The organism is Nostoc sp. UIC 10607 (assembly GCF_047228265.1).
In the GTDB taxonomy this organism is placed as follows: domain Bacteria; phylum Cyanobacteriota; class Cyanobacteriia; order Cyanobacteriales; family Nostocaceae; genus Nostoc; species Nostoc foliaceum_A.
The window spans coordinates 1-20,450 of the sequence record NZ_JBIQNW010000039.1 but is presented as its reverse complement, the minus strand read 5'-3'; the positions used below and the strand labels follow the sequence as shown (position 1 = coordinate 20,450).

The following is a 20,450-nucleotide window of genomic DNA, read 5'->3' as shown; positions in this document are numbered from 1 at the left end:
TTAAAATTTAAATAAAATCATGAATAGAGTAAATATATTAGTTGTTGAAGATGAAATGATCGTGGCAATGGATATACAAAGTCGACTAAAAAAGTTTGGATATACTGTTTTGGGTCTTGCCGATTCTGGAGAAGAAGCAATTAAGAAAGCAGCAGATAATTCTCTAGATTTAGTTTTAATGGATATTCATCTCAAAGGAAAGATGGACGGTGTGGAAGCCGCTCAGATAATTCATAATATTTTTAATGTTCCAATAATATATCTTACTGCTAATGCAGATGAATCAACATTAGATCGAGCAAAGGAAACAGAGCCATTTGGCTACATTATCAAGCCTTTCAAAGAAAAAGAATTAAAATTCACTATTGAAATTACCCTTTCAAAACATCGAACGGAAAAAAAATTAAAGCAGAATGAACAATGGCTGACTGCTGTACTTAAAAGTATTGGAGATGCTGTGATTACTAGCGACGCATCTGGAACCGTGACTTTTATGAATCCGATTGCGGAGGTAATGACGGGTTGGAATTCTTCAGATGCGTTTGGTAAAGAAGCAACAGAAGTATTCAATATTGCTCATGAAAAAAGTCGTATAATAATTGAAAGTCCGATAACGCAAGTCCTTCAGTCTGGCGTTACTGTCGGTCTACCAGAACAGACAATACTTATTGCTAGAAACGGTGCAGAAATACCAATTGATGATAGTATTGCACCTATTAAAGATGATAATGGTAACATCACGGGTGCAGTTTTGGTCTTTCAAGATATCACCGAGCGTAAGCAGATATTGGAGGCACTAGCGCGTCGCCAGCAAGAATTCAAAGCACTAGTTGAAAATGCACCCGATATTATTTCCAGATTTAACCCTCAATTGCGCTATGTTTACGTTAATCCAGCTATTGAAAAGGTTACAGGGATATCAGCCGAAACATTTATCGGCAAAACAAACGCAGAGTTAAATCTGCCGGAAGAATTTTACCGGATATGCGATCGCAAGCTCCAGCAAGTTTTCCAAACTAAGCAAGAAACCGAGTTTGAATGCAGTCTAGCGATCACTTCCCAAACAAGACATTACCATACCCGGCTTGTGCCTGAATTGGCTAACGATGGTTCAGTATATTTTGTCTTGAGTATCGCTCGCAACATTACTGCTCTAAAACTTGCAGAGGCGCAATTAATTTATGATGCCTTTCACGATATATTAACCGGTCTGCCAAACCGCGCCTTATTTCTTGAACGGCTAGAGCGTGCGCTCATGCTGGCAAAACGACGTACAGACTATAGATTCGCTGTTCTCTTTCTAGACCTAGATCGCTTCAAAGTTGTCAACGACAGTCTCGGCCATATGATTGGCGATCAACTACTAACTGCCCTGGCTCGCAGATTGGAGAATTGCCTGCGCTCTGGAGACACAGTTGCCCGTTTAGGGGGAGATGAGTTTACAATTTTGCTTGATGATCTCAACAACATCAATGACGTAACAGGTGTAGTGGAGCGGATACACGAAGCTCTGACATCTGCATTCCAACTCAGCGGGTACGAAGTATTTACCACCGTCAGCATTGGCATCACCCTGAGCAAGGGTAGTTATAACCATCCAGAGGAACTCCTGCGCGATGCTGACATTGCAATGTATCGCGCTAAGGCATTGGGTAAGGCACGCCATGAGATATTTGACTCAACCATGTACAGCCAAGTAACAAAACTATTAGAGTTAGAGATGGATCTACGACGGGCAGTTGAACGCCATGAGTTTCAGGTTTACTACCAGCCAATTGTTTTGTTAGAAACTTGCAAGATTATTGGCTTCGAGGCTCTCGTTCGCTGGCAACACCCGCAACATGGATTAGTTCCTCCTGACAACTTTATTCCATTGGCGGAAGAAACTGGGCTGATTATCCCTATTGGTTATTGGGTACTGGGCGAGGCTTGTCGGCAGATGCGGGCTTGGCAAATACAATTTCCTACTGACCCACCCTTGACAATCAGTGTCAATCTTTCCACTAAACAGTTTTCAAAACCCGAACTGATTGAGCAAATTAACCAAATTATCCAAGAGACTGGTCTGGAAGGCGGCAGTTTAAAGCTGGAAATTACCGAAAGCGTACTTATGGAAAATATTCAATTAGCAGCTTTTATGCTCTTGGAACTGCAACAAATGAATATCCAATTACACTTAGATGATTTTGGCATAGGTTATTCATCCTTGAGTTACCTGCACCGCTTTCCAAGTAATGCCTTGAAGATTGATCGTTCGTTTATTACTAAGATTGGTGCTAATGGAGAAAACTTGGAGATTGTTCAAGCGATCATCACCCTAGCACAGAGTCTAAATATAGATGTAATAGGAGAGGGCCTAGAAACTGTAGAGCAACTGACACAACTTAGAGCGATGAAATGCAAATACGCACAGGGATATTTTTTCTCCCAACCCCTTGATAGCAATTCGATAGAGACATTAATTGCATCTGGCATTCAGCCGAGACAAGGATAGCGTTACCTATACCACTCTGCTGTTCGGTTAAGGTTTATTTGATGAAAATCACAAAGACGGCGATTTATCGCGTCTCTTCTCTTTCCCCATCTCAGTTGTGGTCTAAATACCTAAAAATTGCTGTAACAATTCAAAAACACTGAAGTTCACGCATGTCATTGACTCTTTTTTTCTCCTCCGGCTCGTTCCCGTGTCAAGCTATCAATTGCATCACCCAAGGCAGTAGTCAGACTATTGCGGGTTTGGGCGTGGTTATCCTGCTCAATTTTCAAAGCTTGCAAGAGGCGATCGCGTTCTTTGATTACGGCGATGAGTTTAGCTTGCAAGTCCTCCACAGATTGTAGTTGTTCTATTTCTTGTTGGATCGCAATTACTGGTGTCCCAGCAGCCAATGTGTCGACCTCATGACCCTGGAGTTTATGTAGGTCTGCCTTGAGCGATGCGATCGCCTGTTGGGACAGTTGGGCATCTGTACGCCGTTGTTCTGCTTCTGTGTTGTAAAGTTGACGCCATTTTTGGGCACTTTCCCAAGCCGCATCGCGATCGTTTTGAAGTCCCGCCATCTGCTCTTTGAGTACCTGGATCTCTGTCAACCACTGTTGTGTTAAATCTTGATTCATAAATAAATAGTCATTAGTTATTAGTCAATGGTCATTAGTCATTAGTCATTAGTCAAGAGTCATTAGACTCCCCACTCGGTGTTGTTGCGGTAAAAAGATAAATGCGATCGCTACGCAAAATTTGGCAAAGTAGTTAATAAAGTCAACCAGTTTTAACTCTAAATCATGCCAAAGCCTCGTTTTTTTCGCTTCTTTCGCCACCTCAATTGGCGCACACTCAAAAAAACTTTTGCCAGGACAATCGAAAGACGACTGATGGGACTGGCCTCAGAAATCGCCTTCAACGCCATGCTATCGTTGTTTCCAGCAATTCTTGCTGTCCTCACAGCCATTGGTTTATTGGCAGAATCTTTGCAAGCCACCTTTAAACAATTGGCGGTTCAACTCAGTCAAGTCCTACCTGAAGAAGCCCTGATTCTGATTCGTGATTTTGCCACCACAGAAATTACCAATTCTAGAAATAGTGGTTTATTTTCTCTAAGCTTTGTATTAGCAATTTGGACTGCTTCTGGGGCGGTGAGTACCGCGATGACCGCCTTTGACCAAATCCATCAAATTCCTTCAGAAAAGATCCGTCCCTTTTGGAAAGCCAAGCTCGTCTCTCTGGGATTAACAGTCGGTACTATGCTGCTTTTAGTGCTAGCTTCTTTCTTAGTGTTTACCAGTGACCTACTGTTGGGAATGGTAGTACGCGGAAATGGTTCTTTGATTTTCTTGTTGCATCTTTGGCAGCTGTTACGCTGGCCTTTAGCTTTAAGTATTGTTGCTGTCGCCTTTAGCTTTGTCTATCGCTATGGCCCAAGCCAGTGGAACCCAGGCACGCCAATGATGCCTGGAGCAATTTTAGCAGCTGTTTTCTGGGCAATGTTGTCTGCCCTATTTCGGCTTTATGTGGCGAATTTTGGTAATTATAATAAAGTCTATGGTGCTGTAGGGGCTGTGATAGTTTTAATGCTCTGGCTGTCGATGAGCGCCGCTGTTTTATTAATTGGTGACCAGTTGAACGTAACTGTGGGCGAAGATATGCGCTCAAAAGCACAGTCACAATCTAACGAAAAATATATTAATTAGAACCTATCCCACTAATAATATTTTGTTAATCCAGAAGTGAATGGTAGCGAGGTCAATGAATGCGTCCAAATAAACCTTTTGACGTTCCCATCTCACTCAGCTGAGGCCACTTGAGACTAAAGACTGATTTCTCAATTGATTTCCACCAATAGGATTAGAAAATACTTACATTTTTTTGTCTAGAAAATAACAGATTTTTCAATTGTTACCATGCCCAATAGTGTTTTACCTCAAGAGGGTTCTCAACAACAAGTAACATCCCAAACTAGAGTAGTACAAGAGGACTCTGCTGATGGACTAGATCCAGATAGATTCGATTGGCAGGAAGTTTGGTATCCTGTTTGTTACATTGAAGACTTAAACAAATCTCAGCCAACTCGCTTCACCTTGCTAGAGCAGGATATTGTTCTGTGGTGGGATAAAAATGAACAGACATGGCGAGCATTTATAGATCAATGCCCACACCGTTTAGCGCCCCTTTCCGAAGGCAGAATTAATCATCAGGGATGGCTAGAATGTCCTTATCATGGTTGGGCTTTTTCGGGAACAGGTAAGTGTGAGTTTATACCACAGCAAACACAACGAACAAAAGCAGAAGTTTCTCAACGGGCTTGTGTAGCAACACTAGCCACCGCAGTTCGTCAAGGAATGTTGTTCGTCTATCCTGGTCGAGCAGAGAATGCAGCTAAAACTAAAGTTCCTATTGTTGAACCACTAGAACTTGACCCAGATGGGTGGATTTGCCTTAACACCTTTAGAGATGTACCCTACGATGCCCTGACATTAATGGAAAACGTTCTTGACGCCAGCCATATTCCTTACACTCATCACCGTACTGTTGGGAATCGGGCTAACGTGTCTCCAATAGATTTAGAGATTATAGAATCGGGGAAATGGGGGTTTAAAGGGACTTGGGCAGAAGGTCCGCGCAAAGGAACTTTAGGGCAGCAGGATACTACATTTATTGCTCCGGGATTGATGTGGCACGACCTCACCTCCAAGCAGTATGGCAGGACACTAACAGTGGTCTACGCAACTCCGATTCGCAAGGGAGAATGCCGCTTATTTGCCCGTTTTCCCTTCAAGTTCTCTTCTATTTTACCAGGGCTATTTCTGAAGCTGACTCCGCACTGGTATGCTCATATTGGTCAAAATCGCGTCCTTGAAGACGATCAGATTTTTTTACATTATCAAGAACGCTATCTGGAAAAGCTTGGTGGTAGCACCAACTTTACTAAAGCGTATTATTTACCAACCAAAGCAGACCTTTTCGTATCTGGGTTACGTTCTTGGGTAAACCAATACAAGGCTGAACCGTTTAAAGAAGTAGAGTGTCTACCACCACCGTTATCAAAAGAAATGTTACTCGATAGGTATCATTCCCACACAAAGAAATGCGCCAGTTGTAGAACTGCTTTAACTCGGGTGCAGCGCTTGAGAGTAGGAATAGCGGTGTTGGTAGCTTTAATTTGGGGGTTGCTTCCTTTATTGATATTGATTCAAAATCAGATTTCTATTATCACTATTGTTGTTTCAAGCCTAGTTATGATAGTTGGCCTTTTGATCTGGCTTGGTTTGGGCAAGTTAGAGCAACAGTTTTATCAAGGAGAGGAAATCCCACCTAGAAATCTGCCAGGGTAAGACATATTTTGCCTCAAGTAATAGAATTTTTCCACTACCGAATTTTTCAGATGGTTGAAGTCAACTTTAATGTTTGGGGTAACGGTTCTATCAACCGTTCTGGGCGCATTGCTTCTGAGGCACCAACCTATGTTGTTATTCATGGCTATCAAAGCACTGGTGGCAATGCAAGCAATAATTACAAACCCGCTGACTGGATGGAAAATATAGCCCAAACTATTCGGCAACGTGAGTCAAATGCTAATATCATTCTGCTAGATTGGGAAGAAGGAGCCAGTTCCTTGTGGTATCCCACTTCCGCCGCCAGAACACGCGATGTTGCTAATCAGCTGGCTAACTACTTAATAAATAATGGTGTAGATCCGACTTACACCAACCTGATCGGGCATAGTCTGGGAGCGCACATTGCTGGATTCACTGGTTCAACCTACCGTGAATCTACAGGGCGTTCTCTTGCTCAAATAGTAGGTTTAGATCCAGCAGTACCTGGGTTTGAAGGCAAAGCAGCAAGCGATCGCTTAGATCCAAGTGATGCAACTCGGATTGTCTCTATTCATACTAGTGAAGCTTTCGGCTATGATCAGCGGTTGGCTACCCTGGATGTCTATGCCAACTGGAACGATCTATTCCAGCCTGGACAGTGGAATTTTGCTGGTAATCATGGTTATGCCAATATTCTCTATACAGAATTACTCCAAGGCAATAGCTTTACCCAGTCCAACGGTATTCTCCTAAACTTGAATACAGTAGTCAATGCTGAATTTACTGGGCAGAACGATGCCAGTACAAAAAACAATTTGGCTATTGTTGCTCTGAATCTTTTGGGTACTGCTAACAACAACACACAAGCGGGTGGTGCAGCCAATGATACCATCCGTGGTAATGCAGGAACTGACTACATTACAGGTGGCGATGGTGACGATTCCGTGTTTGGGGACGATGGTAACGATCTTCTCGTGCTGCCTTGGGATTAACCCTGGAGGAAATTAGCGACTTCCTGCGGTTAACTGTCAAACACAATCTAACCTCAGATGGGATTTTAATTGATGCCGCTTTCATACCCCAAGCAGTCGAGTACAAAACTCGGTTACTGTCTCAAATGGGTATCGAGTTAGGTAAACCTGCGACAATCGCATTCGGCGGTTTGGATTTACTGCGAGAGTGGTTGACTCGGCGGCGGCGGCTATCACGCAAGAAGCGCGTGAGCTGCACCTGCCTCAACCGAAAGGTGTGTTGCTTGCAGGGCCGCCCGGTACAGGTAAAACATTACTGGCTAAAAACATTGCTAATATCCTTAATCTACCATTGCTTCAGCTAGACATTGCATCCCTCTTGGGCAGTCTGGTCGGTGAGTCTGAGGGGAATGTCAGACATGCTTTGAAAACTGCCGAAGCGATCGCCTACGGCGGGCGGTTACGCCATCGCACCCTGCGTTTTATGGGTGGACGAGATAGAAAAAGCGCTTTCGGGGACTGGTGACACTAGTGGAGTCTCACAGAGGATTCTGGGCAATATTCTCACGTTTATGTCGGAATCTCAGTGTGGTGTGTTTGTTGTGGCTACTTGCAATGACCACCTCATTCCTTACTCATCTAATTCTCATTTCTCCCCTACTTCTCCCCGATCACTCTGTAATTTAAAAAACATAAGCAGTGTGGGAGATACATCAAGTGCAAATTATACAAAATCTTAAAAAAGAGCTAAAAAAGCTGATATTGGCCTATCGCTTCATGCGAATCGTCCAGCTACCTTACGGTTCCTTTGGCGCAGGTGGCAATTTATCTGATGCAGCAATTGATCCTAAGAGTCTCAATCAAATTGTCCAGTTCCTCTCGCGCACGGAAAGGGGAAGAATTGCCCTGGCTGAAAAAAAGCCCCTGGGTAAGATTGATTTACAGCAACTCCATCAATTACCTAGCAACACCTTGGGCTATATTTACGCCGATCATATGCTGAGAAACGGCTTAACTCCGCCGCCAGTACGCGAACATACCTCAGATACCTATAGATATTTGTTCAATTATGTGATGGAAACTCATGATATCTGGCACGTAGTTACTGATAGCAATACAGACAAAGCTGGCGAAATTCAAGTAGAGACATTTTCTTTAACTCAGTTCTATCCGGCGCGGTTTTGGGTGGTATTACTGGCGAAAAATTTCCTCAAAACTGCGATTGAAGATATGGATTTGTGCAGTCAGCACATGGAGGCTTTTGTGCGCGGCTGGATTATGGGACAACAAGCACAACCTTTGTTTGGTGTTCCTTGGAATACTTTATGGGAACAGCCTTTAGACGAAATCCGCGCTGACTTAAATATTCGTCCTTATTTAGGTTCAGAATTAGAAGCTGCTATTAAGTGGCGAGGTGAGGAAATTACGGCTAAATCTGAATTGGTAGGAGCCAAATGAGACAGACACCAATCGATGCAAGCGTGACTACTTTGGTGGATCTGTTGGAGTATAGAGCCAGCCATCAGCCGCAGCAAACAGCTTATACTTTTCTTGCAGATGGAATTACCGCCGATAGCAGTTTCACCTATGGGGAATTACATCAAAAAGCCCAAGCGATCGCAGCATATTTGCAAAGCCAAAAAGCTTACCAAGAGAGAGTTTTATTACTTTATCCGCCAGGATTAGATTTTGCTGCGGCTTTCTTTGGCTGTTTGTATGCAGGTGCAGTTGCGGTTCCCGCTTATCCTCCGCGCCCCAATCAATCTATCTCACGACTACAAGCGATCGTAGCGAATGCTCAAGCTAAGATTGCACTCACCACTCAAGCAGTTTTAGCCCTGGTTCAGCCGCAGTTACAAGAGTTTGCTGATTTGCGATCGCTACAATGGCAAGCTAGCGATAATCTCAATCAAAACTGGGCGCAGGATTGGCGGCGAGTGGAAGTTAGTAGTAATAGCCTCGCTTTTTTACAATACACTTCTGGCTCCACCTCCACACCAAAAGGTGTGATGATTAGCCACGCTAATTTACTGCACAATTCCTCGTTAATTTATCAATCATTTCAGCATTCCCCAGAAAGTCTGGGTGTAATTTGGTTACCTGCTTACCATGATATGGGTTTGATTGGCGGTATCTTACAACCGCTTTACGGTGGTTTCCCCGTCTTCCTGATGCCACCAATGATCTTCTTACAAAAGCCTTTTTACTGGTTGCAAGCGATTTCGAGTTACCGAGCAACTACCAGCGGTGGCCCTAACTTTGCTTATGATTTATGTGTGCGGAAAATTACCCCAGAACAACGCGCCACCCTCGATTTGAGCAGTTGGGAAGTTGCGTTCAATGGTGCAGAACCCGTGCGCGCAGAAACAATGGAGCAGTTTGCTACTCTGTTTGCGCCTTGTGGCTTCCGTCGCGAAGCGTTTTATCCCTGCTATGGGATGGCTGAAACCACCTTAATTATTGCTGGGGGAGATAAAGCAGCTTTACCCATTGTGGAAAAGGTAGAAGAAAACGCCTTAAAGCAGCATCAAGCGATTCCTAGCGACAATCATCTTGATAGTCAAAATATTGTCAGTTGTGGTCAAACTTTAGTAAATGTGCAAGTTGTTATTGTTAATCCAAAAACTTTAACTCCATGTTCGCCCAATGAAGTCGGGGAAATTTGGGTGTCTGGCGCTAGTGTGGCGCAAGGATATTGGCATAATCCCCAAGCAACAAAAGAATATTTTCAAGCATACTTAGCAGATAGCCAACAAGGGCCATTTTTACGCACAGGAGACTTAGGCTTTTTATATCAAGGCGAACTCTTCGTTACAGGCCGACTCAAAGATTTAATCATTATTCGGGGACGCAATTATTACCCCCAGGATATCGAATTAACGGTTGCTCAAGCTCACCCATCCCTAAGACTTGGCGCTGGTGCAGCTTTTACCATTGAGCGCGAAAATGGAGCGCGGCTGGTAATTGCACAAGAAGTTGAGCGTCAATACCTGCGCTACCTCAACGTTGCAGAAGTGGTAGGGAAAATTCGGGAAGCGGTTTTACAACAACATGAGTTACAGATTCATACTGTAGCGCTGATTAAAACCGCTACTCTTCCGAAAACTTCTAGCGGTAAAGTCCAGCGCTATGCTTGCCGAGAGCAGTTTTTAGCTCAAAAATTAGATATTTTGGCAAATTTAGCGCAAGTTCCAAGTGTAAATCATCTTTTATCTAGATAATCGCATCAGTAATAGAATATGTTGCAATACGGTTCGGATAACACAAATCGATTAATGTTTAAATCCTGTAGAGACACGATTCATCGCGTCTTTACTCCACAGATTTATTGCTGGATTAGTATCACGCAGAGATGCAGCGAAAAGTTCTGAGCGGAGGAAGCCTCCGCTCAGAACTTTTCAAGACAGAGCCACAGAGAATAAAGACATAAATATTGAGAATATGGAAACCAGTGTTAGCGTTGAATCCGCATTATTAAAAAAGAGAACCATGAGCAACAGCTACATTAAGTTGTTGCAAAAACGGCATTTTTTATTGTGTGACGTTCTGCCTTTTGTTGGATTGATTGTAGCGATCGCCTGCTTATGGGGCAAGCCCATCACTGTAGTTGATATCACCATTTTTCTAGGGATGTGGTTTCTCACCTCTGTCGGAATTACCGTTGGCTATCACCGCTACTTCACCCACCGCGCTTTTCAAGCACATCCAATTATCCGGATTCTACTAGTAATTCTCGGTTCTACTGGTGCGGAAGGCCCTGTACTTTCTTGGGTAGCCAACCACAGACACCACCATCGTTATAGTGATGAAATTGGCGACACACATTCACCGCATTTACACGGTACAAGTTGGATAAATCAACTTTACGGATTTTGGCACGCTCATCTGTGGTGGAAAGTTGAATACGATTATCCCAACCCGCTTTACTATGCGCCAGAACTACTGCGAGACAAGACAATTTACAAGCTTAACCAACTGTATTTTGTTTGGGTAATTTTGGGGCTAGTTTTTCCGGTGCTTGTCGCGTTTAGCCTTACAGGAACTTGGAATGGTGCTTGGCATGGTTTTTTGTGGGGTGGAGTTATTCGCCTGTATTTAGGACAGCAAACAACTTGGTGTATTAACTCGATTTGCCATCTTTACGGTACTCATAGTTTTGATACCAAAGATAAAAGCACAAATAATCTGTGGCTAGCTTTACCTACCTTTGGCGAATCTTGGCACAACAACCATCACGCTTTTCAAAACTCAGCTAAGTTTGGCTTGCAATGGTGGCAAATTGATATTGGCTATTGGGTAATTGTGGTATTGCAATACCTAGGTTTAGCGTGGGATGTAAATCAACCGACACCGGGAATGATCCAATCAAAAAGCGTGCGATCGCTATAAGTGCATTTTACCCTTTTTTATTGCTGCCGCAATTTTGGTAGTTTATGTAGCTACAAATCATTTCCTCAATCCGATAAAAGCGCAAAATAATTCTGTGCAGGGTACTACCTCGGTAACGCAATGGCACAAAAAGTTGTTAAAGGGGGGAGGAATCTAAACGTAGTCGCAGCAAAAGCCTATGTTTGAGTGAAATGATCACAATACTGATTGCTTTTCATCAAAATCACTACCGGAATTTTAAGCATTTTTATTTGAATCACGTCAAACAGCAATGGAATTGTGCTTTTCCTGGGCTTCCCACTACGCCTGCTATCCCTCTCCCCTAGTTCTCCCCGATTTACCTTTAATCTGTAAAGTATCAAAGCAATCCGACTGATACTTAATAAGGTTTTCACGATGGAAGTCACCAGCACTATCACCAATAATTCAATAGAATCGCAACAAAATACTCTGAGTGCAGAGGTAATTCAAGAATCGATAGTTGCTTACATTGCCGAACTTTTAGAAGTTGAGCCACAACAGGTAAATGTCAAGGCTTCTTTTACTCAATATGGTTTAGATTCATTATCGGTAGTCAGTTTGATTTCCCATTTAGAAAGTTTAACTGGGCAGGATTTATCACCCACTTTATTATATGACTTGCCTAGCATAGAAGTTTTATCACAACGTTTAGCATCAGGCGCAACAAAACTTGAGATTGCTATCTAGATTTTAAGTCAAACTATCAATTAATTATTCACAAAGAGAAACATCATGACTACCCTAAATACTGTAACTCCTGGGGCTTCACATCAAGCGATTCAACACCATTACGATGTTGGGAATGATTTTTATCAAATTTGGCTAGATAGTACTATGACTTATTCTTGTGCTATTTGGGAAGAAGGCGAAACAGAGTCAGCATTAGAATTAGCTCAAATTAGAAAAGTAGATTTTCATATCAATCAAGCCAAAGCCAAAAATACTAAGCGAGTTTTGGATATAGGTTGTGGTTGGGGTACAGTCCTGCAACGTTTAGTAGAGGTGTATGGAGTTGAGCAAGCTGTAGGATTGACATTAAGTGAAGCCCAAAAAGATTGGATTTATGCTAAGAAGCATCCGCAAATAGAAGTTAATCTCGAAAGCTGGTTAAACTATTCACCCGCAGAACCTTTTGATGCCATTATTTCTATTGGCGCTTTTGAACATTTTGTGAAACCAGAATTATCGAGTAATGAAAAAATTGATGTTTATCGTACTTTCTTTAATCGCTGTCATGAATGGTTAAAGCCTGGAAGTTCGATGTCGATTCAAACCATCGCCTATGGTAAAAGAAAAGCAGAAGAAGTACAAAAAAGTTTAGGCGCTCAGTTTGCCAATCAAGAAATATTTCCTGAATCTGATTCCCCACGACTCACAGAAATTACCGCCGCCGCAGAAGGAATTTTTGAAGTAATTTCAGTTCGCAACGATCGCATGGATTATGTCCGCACTCTCCAAGCATGGTTAAGTAAGTTAAGAAGCAAGCGTACAGAAGTTATAAATTTGGTTGGTAAGACTGTATTTGAGCGTTACGAACGTTATTTATATCTGGCACTTTTAGGTTTTTTGACTGGGGATTTACTACTTTTACGGTTAACGTTTCGTCGTATTGATTAGATATAGCATTTCTCAACACAATGAGGTATAAAGAAGAGTAATTAACCGCAGATGTAGATGCAAACCGGCTTCCGATAGGGTACGCAGATGAATTTGTACCTTTTCTACTAAAAAAAGGCTGTATTTAGCGGTCGGTGAATGCGACGTTGACTATCTAAAAATAGGATTTTATCGGCAATGGCAAACAATTTGTTAGGTACTTGGAAACTTGTTAGCTGTGAAACTAGAACAGCAAATGGTCAATTTTTTTATCCTTTGGGTGAAAACCCCAGTGGGTACATCATTTATACAGACAATGGCTATGTTTCTATAGCGATGATGAGAGCGAATCGCCCTCAATTTCAAGCTGGGGATATTGCTGCGGGTACTGTGGAAGAAAAGGTGGCGGCGGCTGATAGTTATGTTTCCTATTGTGGAACTTATGAAATCCAAGATAATCAAGTTGTGCATCATGTGGAAGTGAGTTTTTTCCCGAACTGGGTAGGTGCAAATCAAGTCCGGCATGTGCAATTAAATGGTGATTTATTGACTTTGAGTACGCCTCCTATACTTGTTAATGGTGTTGAGATTGTTGGTAGCTTAGTTTGGCAGAATGTAGATAACATAAAGCCATAAAAAGAATTAGTTACTTCTCATGTCACAGTACATTAAAGTTGGCGAATATCGATTAATAGCGCTAGCTGGAAATCAAAAGCAACCAGGAATACCAATTATTTTTCTACATGGAATAACGCTATCTGCTAACTTTTGGATACAGAATTTACCTACCATTGTTAGAGAAAATATACCTTGGTATTCTCTGAGTTTACCTGGTCATTATCCAGACTACTATCAACCTGAATTATTAACATCAGATATATTAGCCGATATTCTAATGAATGCAATTCAGCAGTTGGTAGGTAAGCAACCAGTGACTTTAGTTGGTTATTCAACAGGTGGGTTTGCTGCTTTAAATCTCGCGGCTCATTTTCCTAGCCAAATTAAAGGTATATTCTGTATTTCTGGCTTTTCTCAAGGAAAATGGCATGGTTTTTTGGGATGGTTACAGCAGCAGGCGCAAAATGGTGTAATGGGTAAGTTACTTTGTAAAATCCTCTGCAAAGCACTCACGCTCAATCAAACTAGCTACAAGTTGGGGTGTAGTATAAACGCAGGCGATCGCGCAGCTTATTGGAATGCACTTACCCTAGAAACCACTGTTAATGCAGTGTATCCAGATATCATCAAGCACAATCTCAACAATATTGTTGACTTGTTTGAGTGGTTCGCAGACATCGATATTAGCCATCTGTTACCAAACATTCAAGCGCCTACGTTGATTTTAAGTGGCGATCGCGATCCAGTTATCCCCCTGGCGCAAGCACAATTCATTGCTAGTCAAATTCCTGAGGCTGAATTAATTGTATTCGAGGGCATGGGGCATCTGTTTTTTGCGGAGCGATCACTAGCTTACCAAAATCTTTTAACAAGTTGGATAATAGAAAAAAAGCTATAAAATGCCGCTTTGATTATTAAGTTTATCTGCTAGGAATTTTTACAAACCGCAGAGAACGCAGAGAGAAAACATTAAGAATAAGAAATTTTGAGGAATTAATAATATGATTTTGGATCGCGTTTGTATTATTGGTGCTGGTTCATCTGGAATTGCTGCTGCTAAAATCTTGCATGAGCGCGGTATCCCCTTTGACTGCTTTGAAAAAGGTTCTGGGATTGGCGGTAACTGGCGCTACATGAATGATAACGGGATGTCTTCAGCTTATAAGTCCTTGCATATCAATTCATCTAAGGGACAGATGGCTTACTCCGATTTTCCCATGCCAGAGGATTACCCGCAGTATGCCAATCATAGCCAAGTTCTACAATATTTCGAGTCTTATGTTCACCATTTTGGGTTTCGAGACAAAATCACCTTTAAAACAGAGGTTTCTCGTGTTGCGCCAGTTGGTGATAGTACTTACGATGTGACTATCAAAAACGCCAACGGAGAACGAACGCAGCGCTATGGTGCAGTAATCGTTGCTAATGGTCATCACTGGTACCCAAATATGCCTAAATTCCCTGGAGAATTTACCGGGAAGACAATGCATACCCACGACTATAAAACTCCAGAAGGGATGGATGACAAGAATGTTTTAGTTGTGGGTGTGGGTAATTCAGCCTGTGATATTGCTTGTGAAACTTCACGAGTAGCAAATCAAACTTATCTTTCAACTCGTCGCAGTGCCTATGTGTTACCGAAGTATATTTTAGGCAGAACTCTTGATAGCTATCTCACACCTTTGTTTTTTGCCTTGCCATTACCCTTGCGGCGATTATATGGTCAAATCCTGTTATATCTAGCTCGCGGGGCCCAATCTGCCTATGGTTTTCCCAATCCTACACATAAATTATTGAGCGAACATCCCACAATCTCCTCAGAATTACTGAATTTTGTAGGCTATGGTAGAGTAAAAATCAAACCAAATATCAAAGAACTTGCAGGCGATCGCGTGCGTTTTGAAGATGGTACAGAACTGCCAATAGATATCATTATTTACGGTACGGGTTATAAAATTGCTTTTCCGTTTTTTGACAAAGACTTCATTAATCCCGAAGACAATGAATTTCCTTTGTACAAGCGAGTAGTACACCCAGAACATCCCAATCTTTACTTTATTGGTTTGTTGCAGCCCATAGGTGCAATTATGCCTTTAGCTGAGTGGCAATCGAAGTGGATTGCGAAAGTGATAGCTGGAAATGTAAGTTTACCCAGCAAAGCAGTGATGCTACGGCATATAGAAAAAGAACGGCGACTGATGCAAAAACAATATGTCAATTCCAAACGCCACACAATGCAAGTAGATTTTTGTCCTTACATCCATGAAATTCAAAAAGAAATCAAAAAAGGACGCATACATAACAATTCAAAATTCAAAATACCCTTTGGCAAGCGCAAAGAGCTACAAAATTCAAAATTAATAAATCCAGATTTTCCCAGGAGTTCCGAGATTTAAGTTTTTCCGTAATCTCGTTAGTCATCAAATTTATTTATGGTTATGAGCATTGATTTTTCAGCTTGCCAATCGCTATCATAATCAAATTGCTAGACTTCTTGCAGAAATCGGGAACTCTTAACAGGGAATAATCCCAAGTTTTTCCTGTTGGGGAGATCCAAAAAATAAAATGCCCAGCCTGATCGCATATATTTTCTTGAAAACCTAGTAACTGGTAAGTGCCTTGCCTGTTGCCTATTAAGAGTTACCTACCATAAAACCATCGGAAGAGCTAAAATTCCTTTAGTTCGGTTCCACTCTCAGATAAAATTGTGTAGCAATAAATTTAGTATCTCTCTTGGTTGGATCTACGTTTTCTACTACCTCAGTTTTATCTACAGCAATCAAACCTTTACCAAAAATTTCGCTTGTTGCTGCGTCAAGTTGTTTTTGTGTTGCACCCGCTTGACTCAAATCGATTGACGAAACTTGAGAAATCTTTGGCTTATTTAAAACCAACTTATCTGTGGAGAAGCAAGGAGTTGTGATACAGCGAATACCATTGTCTTTTATGGCCACAAAAGTACCTTTTGCTGGGGCATTTGTCGCGGCATAGAAGGCTTCTTTTACTCTCAAATTCCCAAACTCACCGAATCCAGGAAATGTTACTGGAACGATGTTACCTCTGAGAATCACACGGCTACCATCATCATTTTGAACTTTTACCAGTTCGTAAGGCGAGACTTTCAGGGAACTCCAATCAATTGCAGACACATAGCATTCGGAGCGAAAAACACCATCTAAGCAAGGAGTAGCTTTCAAGTTGACAAGCTTTATAAAATACCCACCGCATACTGGAGAAGCACATTTGCGAAAATCTCTTCGCACCATGTAATATCCCCACTGTGGAAACTCTTGGTTTTTGACAGTGACTGCAACAGAATCAGTAGTCTCTGGAGCAGAAATATTTTGCGCCGATACTTTGGAGAAAAATCCGTTGGTGACTATTATTGCACCTAATAGAGGAATAATTGAGGCTTTGTAGTTCAATGATTGTTTGTTCATGGTAGTTTTCGATTTTATTTGAGGGTTAAATACCTTTGTTAAGAGCAGAGTTGATAGCATTTCTGGCAAAAACTGCCAAAATTACCTATACACAAGCTCGTAGTTGGCAAAGTAGATTGAAACACCATAACTCTTACACTACTGACAATAGGTTAAAAAACCTTACGGGAAACCTTAAAGGAATTTTAAGGACTCATTGTTTTTGCCAACTTTGTCCCAGAATCACCGGACTGTACGCCCAATCTCTGCATTTAGCCAAAACTGCGATGGCGCGAGCGCCCTCCGGAGGCGATCGCACAAGAACAACAAAAGCCGACTCAAGCAGATCGTTGAGTTTGCCCAGCTATTTCAGAAATCGCTAGAAACCTTAGACCTAATCTTCCGCAACGGCATCGACTGGGATGCTTTCGCCTACTCCTTCAAAAAATTAGAAGTTGAGAACCAAGGCGCACAATTGGATGTCCAAAGCATTGAGAAGAAAGGCGACGGCATTCTTGTAGTTAGAGTGGCTGTTGCGCCTGATGCAGACAAAGCAAAAATCCACAGTGAGTTCATGGAGGGCTATGAATTTGCAAGTAAAGCATTAGAGGCGCAGTACCAAGCAAGACTTGAGGATAAGGATACGCTAATTTCCAAACAGGAAGCACAAATTAACCGCCTATTTGACATAGTGGAACAGCAAGGGTCAGTCCAAAAAGCACTGGCAGAAAATCCACGGAAAGTTTCTAACTACGATCAGCGTTGGTTATTGAAACTGATGTATCCCGTAAGTTTCAATACGAACACCAGCTTCAGTCAGAGGAACGCACACTGAATGAGCTTGGTAACAAATTGGATGCAATTGAGCAACAGTTGCAAGCGGCTGATAATTCTGGGGTAGAAGCAAACACAGACATATATATTGAACGACCACCAATTGAGGACAAATGCTATAAGGCTACAGTACAACCAGGAGTGCGACCATTTTTCAGGATCAGGGACAAGCGCGGCGGAACCTTCACCCTCATGATCTGCTTTGATTTCTACGCCCGAAACCGAGTTTTCAACCAACAACAAAGCGGGATTACCTGCTTCTACTTGCCCCTGAGTTTTATAAGCGATCGCAGAATTTAAAGATTTTTCATTTTGTGCAACAGGCGCGGCGGAACAAGCACCTTCATGACAGCCCCTCGATTCAACGCCACAGTCCTGATTTTCAGCCAACAACGAAGTCGATTGATGGTGCAGCATCTGCAAGCGCCAGCGTCGTGCAATCCATTGCCGTAGGCAAGTCTTTCTCTTTCTCTTTCTCTGGCACGCTTTCAACAGTCTGAGGCGAAGCGCCCCCCAAGGGCGCGTGAGCCGTCTCCTCAACTTGCAAAATCTCATTTAGCGTGTCAGAGACACAGTTCACGAACTCAAATGATGAGTTCGTGAACTGTTTCTGAGTAGTTTGTGAGGGTTTCAGAAACCCTTGTTCTGACTCACTTTTACCTAAAATAGATGCTTCATACAAAGCACCCATTTCTTCAGAGCCAGCATCTTTATCTAAATCCCCAGCATTTAATTCTCGTTTTTCAGCATCTAGTTCTCGTTTCGCAGAATCCCCTTTTTCCCAAAAATCCTTCATCCGACTGCCATGCAAATTTTTCACCATCCAGCTAACCGTTTCTCGGCCGTCTTGAATCGACTTGTCGGGTTTGAAAATGAACAGTCCACTTTCAGAGAGAATTTTCTTTGCAGAGATAAAAGTACTGTACCCCAAAGCAGAAGTCAGAGGCATCCATCGAGAACCGTATGGGTCAGCAGTCCAACACTCTTGCCACAATTGCGACACTTCCTCAATTCAATTGCAGGAAGTATGTCAACTCTCAATACTTGTCGGTTAAGGGGAAAAGGGGAAAGGGAAAAGAAAAAACCTTTAAGCTTTAACCTTTACCCTTTACCCCAAACCCAATTCCGAGTTAAAAATGCAAAACCCGAGCAGTATTGTGTCAACTCTTAAAAGAAGCGTTCCACTAAATAAGCCGCATATTCCATACCATAAGGTACGCTCACCCCAGCAGTCATTTCATTAGCAAAGTAGGTGTTTTGATTACCTTGCAACATTTCTAATCGTTGATAAATACCATCCTTGAGGTCTTCGGCTGAAAAATGAGAGAACCACTTCCAAATTAGGGGTTGCCCCATAAGTGTCACTTGAGTACCTCCGAGCTTTTTGACACAATCGGCTACGTTGCTTTCTAACTCTTCAACAGTTGTCGTTTCATCCATGAATGGATAAAAATTGTAGATTTTACTGCCTGGATCAACCTCGTAGATAGCTAATGGATAAGTAGTTGGTAAAGGCTGACTTAAAGTATTTCTGATGACGTAGAAAATGTTTGCAGGTAAACCCTCTACTTTACAGGTAATAACTGCTCTTTGAATGGTACGTACCCTAGAAAAAATATCTGCTTCTTCAAGGGAAGCATCAGCTACGTCAAGAAAGTCATCTACAGGAGCAGTCCAAATTAAACACTCGAATTCCCACTGATTTGAGGCAGTTTTGACTAAAATTGTTTGACCGCGAGAAACACGCTCAATAGTTTGTCCTAGACACAAGTTATGGGAGGCCGCTAAACGATTCCATAATTCTTGATTCCCTTCTTGCAATTGAGGCATATTCAGAACCAATTTTTTCAGGAAATTGCAACGGTTCAATAATGCCAGTAGCCGAATCACATAAGCAGTAGAAGCTTCTTGTTCCAAATGTCCAAATTGTGCCGCATTCGCAATCGGCATTAAAGCATCTCGAATAAAATCCAAATCCTGTTTGTTAAACCATTGAGGTGAGGATTCATTCATACCTCGGTAAGCAGGATTCATATAGCCTGGATCTGAATACTGAGTATACTTGTCTAATTCTTGGAAGAATTTCCTCAACTGCCAGAGTCGGCTGAATAAAGAATATTTGGACTCCACTAAAAACGGGCTAGAAACTTTGCCAGTCCCTAAGTCAAATACTTGCACCCGTGGCATCACATGAACCGATGGAGAAATGCCATACCTTTTTCTATATTTTTTGTACAAGGGGCTAGGTAAAATCCAAACAGTTCCACCCTCGTAAATACCACGGGCTTGAAAACTTGGGTCTGCGTATCTAATTGAATATGTTTTCCCACCTACACGATTTTTGGCATCAATGATGGTGGTATTTTTGTATCCAAGATCATGTAATTCTTCGGCAGCCGTTAAACCAGTACATCCAGCACCAACGATACCAATACGGATTGAAGGTTCATAGGTTAAACAATTAATTCGCATGGTGATTCTTAGTGAGAATTTCAGCCCCATTTAATTGTACTAATTTTATATTCAGCATTATATGTCTATACGGTTCAGCCCCTTTAAGGTTCAAGATAGGGATGGCACGTTTGATATCGGCAAATCGATTATTCATAAGGCGCTACAATTGCCTCATGTGACCATTTCTCAGAAAGTTAACTACATTGCAGGGTAATGCTCTAGACAAGGGTATCTGGGTATTAAACAGCAAGCCCAAACTCTTCTCTATCTGAATGGAGCAAGAGGACTCCCGTTACAGTCGTCAGACTTAACGGGATTATGAATTGCGACCAATATAAAA

18 protein-coding genes and 2 pseudogenes are annotated in these 20,450 nt (G+C 42.0%); 15 read left to right on the top strand and 5 right to left on the bottom strand.

Translation table 11 applies throughout. The features are described 5' to 3' along the window. Positions 1 to 19 precede the first annotated feature (19 nt). Complete coding sequence (locus ACEYW6_RS25165) at positions 20 to 2,494, top strand: EAL domain-containing protein (protein ID WP_412981901.1); 2,475 nt, start codon at positions 20 to 22, stop codon at positions 2,492 to 2,494. 155 nt (positions 2,495 to 2,649) lie between these two features. Here ACEYW6_RS25165 and ACEYW6_RS25160 read toward each other — a convergent pair whose 3' ends face one another. Next, on the bottom strand, positions 2,650 to 3,114 hold the full coding sequence (locus ACEYW6_RS25160; protein ID WP_412981900.1) for a hypothetical protein: 465 nt from the start codon (positions 3,112 to 3,114) through the stop codon (positions 2,650 to 2,652). 165 nt (positions 3,115 to 3,279) lie between these two features. Here ACEYW6_RS25160 and ACEYW6_RS25155 point away from each other — a divergent pair, with 165 nt between their 5' ends. From ACEYW6_RS25155 to ACEYW6_RS25095, 13 genes and pseudogenes are all read left to right on the top strand, one after another. Then, the gene (locus ACEYW6_RS25155; RefSeq protein WP_196510770.1) at positions 3,280 to 4,185 is read left to right on the top strand and encodes a YihY/virulence factor BrkB family protein; all 906 of its coding nucleotides are present in this window, start codon (positions 3,280 to 3,282) and stop codon (positions 4,183 to 4,185) included. Positions 4,186 to 4,395: 210 nt separating this feature from the next. After that, a complete protein-coding gene (locus tag ACEYW6_RS25150; protein WP_412981899.1) occupies positions 4,396 to 5,826 on the top strand; it encodes a Rieske 2Fe-2S domain-containing protein in 1,431 nt (476 codons plus the stop codon). A gap of 50 nt (positions 5,827 to 5,876) precedes the next feature. Continuing rightward, positions 5,877 to 6,800: a hypothetical protein gene (locus ACEYW6_RS25145; protein WP_412981932.1), complete on the top strand. Its 924-nt coding sequence runs from the start codon at positions 5,877 to 5,879 to the stop codon at positions 6,798 to 6,800. Further along, positions 6,779 to 7,399, top strand: a pseudogene (locus ACEYW6_RS25140) (AAA family ATPase); the annotation flags it as partial. The gene ACEYW6_RS25145 and the pseudogene ACEYW6_RS25140, both read left to right, overlap by 22 nt. Before the next feature lie 97 nt (positions 7,400 to 7,496). Next, a complete protein-coding gene (locus tag ACEYW6_RS25135; RefSeq protein ID WP_412981898.1) occupies positions 7,497 to 8,237 on the top strand; it encodes a Coq4 family protein in 741 nt (246 codons plus the stop codon). After that, positions 8,234 to 10,000: a fatty acyl-AMP ligase gene (locus ACEYW6_RS25130; RefSeq protein ID WP_412981897.1), complete on the top strand. Its 1,767-nt coding sequence runs from the start codon at positions 8,234 to 8,236 to the stop codon at positions 9,998 to 10,000. The genes ACEYW6_RS25135 and ACEYW6_RS25130 overlap by 4 nt, the downstream gene beginning before the upstream one ends. A 268-nt stretch (positions 10,001 to 10,268) precedes the next feature. Further along, positions 10,269 to 11,168, top strand: coding sequence for an acyl-CoA desaturase (locus tag ACEYW6_RS25125; protein ID WP_412981896.1), 900 nt, complete (start codon positions 10,269 to 10,271; stop codon positions 11,166 to 11,168). Positions 11,169 to 11,241: 73 nt separating this feature from the next. Next, positions 11,242 to 11,470 (top strand): annotated as a pseudogene (locus ACEYW6_RS25120) (hypothetical protein); the annotation flags it as partial. Between the two features lie 94 nt (positions 11,471 to 11,564). After that, positions 11,565 to 11,876, top strand: a complete 312-nt coding sequence (locus ACEYW6_RS25115; RefSeq protein ID WP_190944230.1) for an acyl carrier protein — start codon at positions 11,565 to 11,567, stop codon at positions 11,874 to 11,876. A gap of 45 nt (positions 11,877 to 11,921) precedes the next feature. After that, positions 11,922 to 12,806 carry a class I SAM-dependent methyltransferase gene (locus ACEYW6_RS25110; protein ID WP_412981895.1) on the top strand — a complete coding sequence of 295 codons (885 nt, stop codon included), beginning with the start codon at positions 11,922 to 11,924 and terminating at the stop codon, positions 12,804 to 12,806. 177 nt (positions 12,807 to 12,983) lie between these two features. After that, on the top strand, positions 12,984 to 13,421 hold the full coding sequence (locus tag ACEYW6_RS25105) for a lipocalin-like domain-containing protein (protein ID WP_412981894.1): 438 nt from the start codon (positions 12,984 to 12,986) through the stop codon (positions 13,419 to 13,421). A 19-nt stretch (positions 13,422 to 13,440) separates the two neighbouring features. Continuing rightward, positions 13,441 to 14,301 carry an alpha/beta fold hydrolase gene (locus tag ACEYW6_RS25100; protein WP_412981893.1) on the top strand — a complete coding sequence of 287 codons (861 nt, stop codon included), beginning with the start codon at positions 13,441 to 13,443 and terminating at the stop codon, positions 14,299 to 14,301. A 103-nt stretch (positions 14,302 to 14,404) separates the two neighbouring features. Beyond that, complete coding sequence (locus ACEYW6_RS25095; protein WP_412981892.1) at positions 14,405 to 15,799, top strand: NAD(P)-binding domain-containing protein; 1,395 nt, start codon at positions 14,405 to 14,407, stop codon at positions 15,797 to 15,799. Positions 15,800 to 16,081: 282 nt separating this feature from the next. Here ACEYW6_RS25095 and ACEYW6_RS25090 read toward each other — a convergent pair whose 3' ends face one another. After that, positions 16,082 to 16,843, bottom strand: coding sequence for a DUF6748 domain-containing protein (locus ACEYW6_RS25090; RefSeq protein ID WP_412981891.1), 762 nt, complete (start codon positions 16,841 to 16,843; stop codon positions 16,082 to 16,084). Positions 16,844 to 17,045: 202 nt separating this feature from the next. Here ACEYW6_RS25090 and ACEYW6_RS25085 point away from each other — a divergent pair, with 202 nt between their 5' ends. Next, positions 17,046 to 17,657: a hypothetical protein gene (locus ACEYW6_RS25085; protein WP_412981890.1), complete on the top strand. Its 612-nt coding sequence runs from the start codon at positions 17,046 to 17,048 to the stop codon at positions 17,655 to 17,657. Here the strand turns inward: ACEYW6_RS25085 and ACEYW6_RS25080 are convergent. From ACEYW6_RS25080 to ACEYW6_RS25070, 3 genes are all read right to left on the bottom strand, one after another. Continuing rightward, positions 17,639 to 18,073, bottom strand: a complete 435-nt coding sequence (locus ACEYW6_RS25080; protein ID WP_412981889.1) for a hypothetical protein — start codon at positions 18,071 to 18,073, stop codon at positions 17,639 to 17,641. The two genes, ACEYW6_RS25085 and ACEYW6_RS25080, sit on opposite strands and share 19 nt — an antisense overlap. Further along, positions 18,039 to 18,659 (bottom strand): hypothetical protein, encoded by a 621-nt coding sequence (locus ACEYW6_RS25075; RefSeq protein ID WP_412981888.1) that lies wholly within the window; start codon positions 18,657 to 18,659, stop codon positions 18,039 to 18,041. Before ACEYW6_RS25075 ends, ACEYW6_RS25080 begins: the two co-directional genes overlap by 35 nt. 164 nt (positions 18,660 to 18,823) lie before the next feature. Next, complete coding sequence (locus ACEYW6_RS25070) at positions 18,824 to 20,128, bottom strand: FAD-dependent oxidoreductase (protein ID WP_412981887.1); 1,305 nt, start codon at positions 20,126 to 20,128, stop codon at positions 18,824 to 18,826. Between the last annotated feature and the right edge of the window lie 322 nt (positions 20,129 to 20,450).